This is a genomic window from Edwardsiella hoshinae NBRC 105699 = ATCC 33379 (assembly GCF_000474215.1).
Classification (GTDB): Bacteria; Pseudomonadota; Gammaproteobacteria; order Enterobacterales; family Enterobacteriaceae; genus Edwardsiella; species Edwardsiella hoshinae.
The window spans coordinates 1-5319 of record NZ_BAUC01000061.1; the positions used below are offsets into that span (position 1 = coordinate 1).

8 protein-coding genes are annotated in these 5319 nt (G+C 49.6%); all 8 read left to right on the forward strand.

Going from position 1 to position 5319, the window contains the following annotated elements:
* Positions 1-1953, forward strand: a 1953-nt coding sequence (locus EHO01S_RS16715) for a Mu transposase C-terminal domain-containing protein (protein ID WP_024525019.1), incomplete at its 5' end; no start/stop codon positions are given.
* A gap of 14 nt (positions 1954-1967) precedes the next feature.
* Positions 1968-2861 carry an AAA family ATPase gene (locus EHO01S_RS16720; RefSeq protein WP_024525020.1) on the forward strand — a complete coding sequence of 298 codons (894 nt, stop codon included), beginning with the start codon at positions 1968-1970 and terminating at the stop codon, positions 2859-2861.
* A 15-nt stretch (positions 2862-2876) separates the two neighbouring features.
* Complete coding sequence (locus tag EHO01S_RS16725; protein ID WP_024525021.1) at positions 2877-3269, forward strand: hypothetical protein; 393 nt, start codon at positions 2877-2879, stop codon at positions 3267-3269.
* 13 nt (positions 3270-3282) lie between these two features.
* Positions 3283-3567, forward strand: coding sequence for an HI_1482 family protein (locus EHO01S_RS16730; protein WP_024525022.1), 285 nt, complete (start codon positions 3283-3285; stop codon positions 3565-3567).
* A gap of 10 nt (positions 3568-3577) precedes the next feature.
* Complete coding sequence (locus tag EHO01S_RS16735) at positions 3578-3817, forward strand: hypothetical protein (protein ID WP_024525023.1); 240 nt, start codon at positions 3578-3580, stop codon at positions 3815-3817.
* A gap of 20 nt (positions 3818-3837) precedes the next feature.
* Positions 3838-4476, forward strand: coding sequence for a DUF3164 family protein (locus EHO01S_RS16740; protein ID WP_024525024.1), 639 nt, complete (start codon positions 3838-3840; stop codon positions 4474-4476).
* On the forward strand, positions 4476-4700 hold the full coding sequence (locus tag EHO01S_RS17815) for an ANR family transcriptional regulator (protein ID WP_035370915.1): 225 nt from the start codon (positions 4476-4478) through the stop codon (positions 4698-4700). Before EHO01S_RS16740 ends, EHO01S_RS17815 begins: the two co-directional genes overlap by 1 nt.
* A gap of 260 nt (positions 4701-4960) precedes the next feature.
* Positions 4961-5319, forward strand: a 359-nt coding sequence (locus EHO01S_RS16750; protein WP_024525025.1) for a DUF2786 domain-containing protein, incomplete at its 3' end; no start/stop codon positions are given.

The following is a 5319-nucleotide window of genomic DNA, read 5'->3' on the forward strand; positions in this document are numbered from 1 at the left end:
CAAAATCCAGAGTGGAAACGCAAACGGCAAGGCACTAAGGCTTTCGAGTATTACATCGAGTGCTTACCCGCTGAGGCTCAGCGGATTTTAAAAGAGAAACATGCCCAGCAAATCATGGCCGATGCTTCTGTCCCTGCCGTGGTTGTGGCCAAGCCTAGCAAGCAGGTTGCCGTGCGCCAGGAGCTGGAGATCATGAATAAATGCTCAGGGGTTGCATTGCGTTCTGTGCAGGCCCTGACGGATAAACAGCGTGCCATCGCTGATGCACGAATCCTGTTGGCCGCAGAAGTGCATAAACTGCGAGAGTACAGCGGAATGACGCGATCCGGTGCGGTTAAATATATCGTCGATGGCGTTCGTGGTGAGGCTTTGCCACCACGGATTATGGAGGCGGCAAGTTTGGCCAATGCTCGCCGTGGCTCGCGGGTTGGTATTGGTGCCAGCGCCTTGCAGGACTGGTATTCCGCATATCTGTTAGCTCAAGGGGATGCTATTCAATTACAGGCGTTATTGGCTCCCGGTCATCACAAGCAGACACCATGGGAGCAAGTACCCTGGCTCGGTGAGTTTTTCATGTTTTACCGAGTATGGCAGCGCCCCTCTGTAGAGCAAGCATACCGTGGATTTGCTGACTGGTGGCGTGATGTTTATGCCAATCGTCCCGATATGATAGCCGCACTACCCTCAGTAGATGCCGTTCGGCGGGTACTACGAAAAGTACCGAAGATTGTGCGGGAGCGCTTCCGCTCTACTGGCTCGGCCTGGCGTTCGCTCAATCCGTTTGTGCGGCGGGACTGGTCAACACTACCGGTTAATGGGGTGTGGGTCGGGGATGGCCATTGCATGAAGCTGACTGCATTTGGCCCTGATAACCGCCTGGTTAGACCGGAGGCCACGTTTATTATGGATGCCGGACAACGTTTTATTGTTGGGTGGTCACTGTCGTTATCAGAAAGTGTGGTCGCTGTTGCTGATGCCCTACGACATGGTATGAGTCAACACGGCGTGCCGCTAATTTATTATTCCGATAACGGTGGTGGCGAAAAAAACAGGACGCTGGATGCGGATATTACCGGGATATTACCCCGCTTGGGTGTTGAACATCATACGGGTATTCCGGGAACCCCCCAAGGACGTGGGATTATCGAACGGTTCAACAAGATAGTCCCGAAAGATGTCGCAATCAGCTTCCAGAGCTATTGTGCCAAAGAGGCGGATGGGGAATCCGTTAGGTTGCAACAGCGCATCGCGCAATCTGCCTTAAAAGCAACGCATAAAGGGCGTGACCTGACAAAACGCCAGGTCGAAGCGATAGGAAAAGTTCCCACCTGGGAGCAGTTATTAAGTGCCATCGAGCAGGAGGTGGCTCGGTATAACAACCGCCCACACTCCAGCCTCCCCCGGCGCGAGAATGGCGAGCATTACAGCCCAGCGGCCTATCGTAAAAAGCTACTGAAAGAGCAAGAAACGGAGATTGACTACTTATCGCCGGAAGAATTACACGAAATGTATCGACCGGAGAAAAAATGCAAGACTAACCGGGGGGAAATTCAGTTATTTAATAACATTTATTTCTCCCACGAGTTGGCCAATGAATCAGGGAATTATGTCAGAGTCTGCTATGACATACATGATGCAAGCTCGGTTATTGTTCGCCGAATGGATGGCACCTTTATCTGTGATGCCATTTGGAACGGTAACAAGGTTGACGCGTTCGCCAAGCCGGTTATTGAGCGAGCCAAGGAGAAACGGGTCAAGGGCCGCATTGCGCGCGCCATGGCTACGGTTGAAGATGCACAGCGCGAGTTGCGGCCAGCCCTGGAACACAAAACACCCGATTTCGATTTGGGATTCACACGGCAGCAATTGCCGCATGCTCAAGAAGAAGAGTTGTTTTTGTTTGCTGCTGACCGTGATGCAAAACTGAAAAAGAACGGAACGCACGATAAATAAATGAGGTTTTATTTATGGATTTAATTACGCAATTAAAAGACGTAATGGAACGTCACGCCTATTCACAGGCACAAGTCGGGCGAGCTATTGGGCGAAGCGGTGCCGTTATTAACCAGTTCTTACAGGATAAATATACGGGTGATAACGCTGATTTAGAGTCACGCATTGAGAGCTTTATCAATCGTGAGATTGAAAAGGAAAAAGCCAAGCGCATCACGGCTCGTTTCGTCGAAACCAATACTGCACGTAAGGGGCTTGAGGTACTGGCCTACGCTCACCAGGAGTGTGAGATGTGCGTGATGTATGGTGCTGCGGGGTTAGGAAAGACCATGATCCTGCGTGAATATGCCGCTCGCAATAAGGGCGTACTCCTTATCGAGGCAGACCCTGGCTATACCGCTAAAACGCTGTTGGCAGAGCTATGCCGCCAGTTAGGCATAAAGGCACGCGGTAATATTCATGAGCTGATTGATGCCTGTGTACGCGAGCTGCGCGGCTCTACCCAATTAGTGATGATTGATGAAGCTGAACTGTTGCCGTACCGCGCATTAGAGGTATTACGCCGTCTACATGATAAATCCGGTGTGGGTGTCGTTCTGGCGGGTATGCCGCGCCTGCTGATTAACCTAAAGGGGCGCGGAGGGGAGTTTGCACAGCTATATAGCCGCGTCGCGCTGGGGTTCAATCTTGGCGACACGTTATCACGCGAGGATTTTAATTTGCTGGCAACGGGCATGATGCCAGAAGCCCAGGATGAGGATATCAGTAATGCACTCTATGAGCGCTCGATGGGCAATGCTCGCCGTTTATTTAAGTTAGCGCGCGGTGTCTACCGTATCTGTGATATCAGCAGAGCTAATGTCAGTGTTAAGGCTATTGATAAGTTTGCTGAAATGTTAATCCATTAATTCAAGAGGTGATCTATGTCTGCTGTGGTTAAGTCAATCAATGATGAAGTTAATGCACTTCACAAGATTAGTAGCGGCTATTTCCTGACAGAGCGGGAGATGAGTGTAATGTCCGAGCGAGAAATGAGAGGTACTGTTTTTGTTGGGCATACGCCGGGCACAATCATCTTCAACAAATACGATTTACTTCGCGAACTGGCTGGAATTGGCGATGATGATGCTAGCGATCCATGGGATGCCGATATGCACTACATCATGATGGTGGTATACCGCTATCGCAATCGTGCAGAATTTTATTATGCATGGCAAATGGCGCGTCTGGAGGCCTCTCGTACTATCTTTGCCGTACATAAGGCAGAGGAAATGAAACTGGCAAAAACCAAATCACCCTCTAACTTATTACACTGATAAGGAGATATCCATGGCCGTCTTAAAGAGAAAAAGCAATAGCGGAATTATTTCATCCATACGCCACGCGGAGAACGCTGTGCGCCAGTTATTGGCTCAGGGCGTGGATGTGGTGGGGGTAAGCGTTAAAGGTGGTACGCCAGTCATTAGCATTAGTCGTTGCCATGTTTGTGACAAGCTAATCCAGGATGGGAAAGCCGCTTACGTTGAGTTTGGAAATGGTCATTTGGGAATGTATCGACAAGGCGTCTTTAAGTCCCATGGATGCCGCGTGGTTTGGTCTGAACGTTTGATTTAGGGAGTTCATTATGACAGTCCATCTGATAGTAACATTCCAATCACAGAGTGATAAATTTGCAACAAAAGTTGATGTTGTGGGTGTGGGTACTGAGAAACCGGAAGAGTTAAAACGTGCGATAGCTATCTCTAAAATCGTTAGCGACAACATACAAAAACTCTATGGTGGGGTTTCTGTTTTAAAAGAGGAGAACACCAACAGCATACAGTCTGTAATGGCAAATACCCATAAACCAAACAACATTCATTAATCAACACAGGAGTATTTATTATGAGTTCTTCACAAAAACAGTATACCTGCGCTGAGGTATTGCCAGGCTATTGGATTGATGGGCGTGGCGTTCTGACACCTGATGCACAGGTTAAACCCATCGATAAAGATCGTGATGCCCTCGTCGGAGAGATCGTCGAAAAGGCTATCTCGCTAAATTCGGCGCTAGCCGAGTTCAAAGGGTCGGTGTTTGGCGATATTCAGGCTCATATCGATCTCGCCGCTGAAAAATATGGCGTTATCAAAGGCGGCAAGAAAGGCAATGTGACGCTGTATACCTATGATGGCCGCTACAAGGTGCAGCGTGCCATTCAAGAGCGTATCGCCTTTGACGAGCGTTTACAGGCGGCCAAATCACTCGTTGATGCTTGTTTAATGGATTGGACAGAGGGGTCTCGACCTGAGATTCGCGCGCTGATTGATGAAGCGTTCCAAGTGGATAAAGAGGGAGAAGTCAGCACTGGTCGCATCTTGCGCCTACTGCGCCTCGATATCGAGGATAGCCGCTGGCAGAGTGCCATGGAAGCGGTAAAGGATGCCATTAAAGTCGTCGGCAGTAAGCAGTATATCCGGGTATTTGAGCGCGTCGGTGATAGCGATCAATACCGTCCGATCTCTCTGGATTTAGCGGCGGTGTAATGATGAAAATCAAAGAGAGCGAGGCAAAAAACACCTATGCCGCTTATGCGTTGGGGGCAACTCGTGCCGAATGGCGTAAGGATTACCAGACGGCAGCGCCGTTATGGGAAAAGGCGGCAGCGAGTCCAGCCAGCGCCCTGCGTCGTGAATGGGCCGTCTTGCGTGCTGAGTTCTGCCACAACGCAGCGCAACGTAAATGGGGAAAGCGTCATGAAAGCAAGTGAGTTTAATAAACTATACCCGATAGGCTCCGTATTTATTTACCAACCCAATCGGGTGTTGCGTGGTGGGCGGGTCGTTCGTACCGTGGACAAGGCGCGTGATTTGCCTACAAGTACAGCGGTTGAAATTAACGTTGAGCCTTATTTCGTTAATGTTAATTCGTTAATCCATACGCACTAATTAAATCAGTTTTAACTCTCTATTAAACATGGCGTAAACCCGCCGGGGGTGGGCTTACGCCAAAATCAGGAGTTTATAAAAAATGAATAAAGAAAAGTACCTCCAAAAAATTAAGAAACTGCTCAATAAGGCACGTAATAACTCCAGTGAGCATGAAGCGGCTGCGGCGCTTCGTATGGCGCAGAAGTTGATGCGCGAGCATGGCGTTGGCGCGACTGATGTTGAGCTGATGGATATTACCACCGCCAACAGTAAGGGAGCACCGAGTGATGCGGTGAAGTTCCCGAATTATGTCGCGCTCCTGGCCAATGCCATTTTTGATGCGTTCGGTATTGAGGGCGTGATCTCCTGGCGTTATACCGCCAGCGGCCAGCCTAAACGCATCATCAAATTCTACGGCCCCAATGAACGGCCAGAAGTGGCGGCTTATGCGTTTGACGT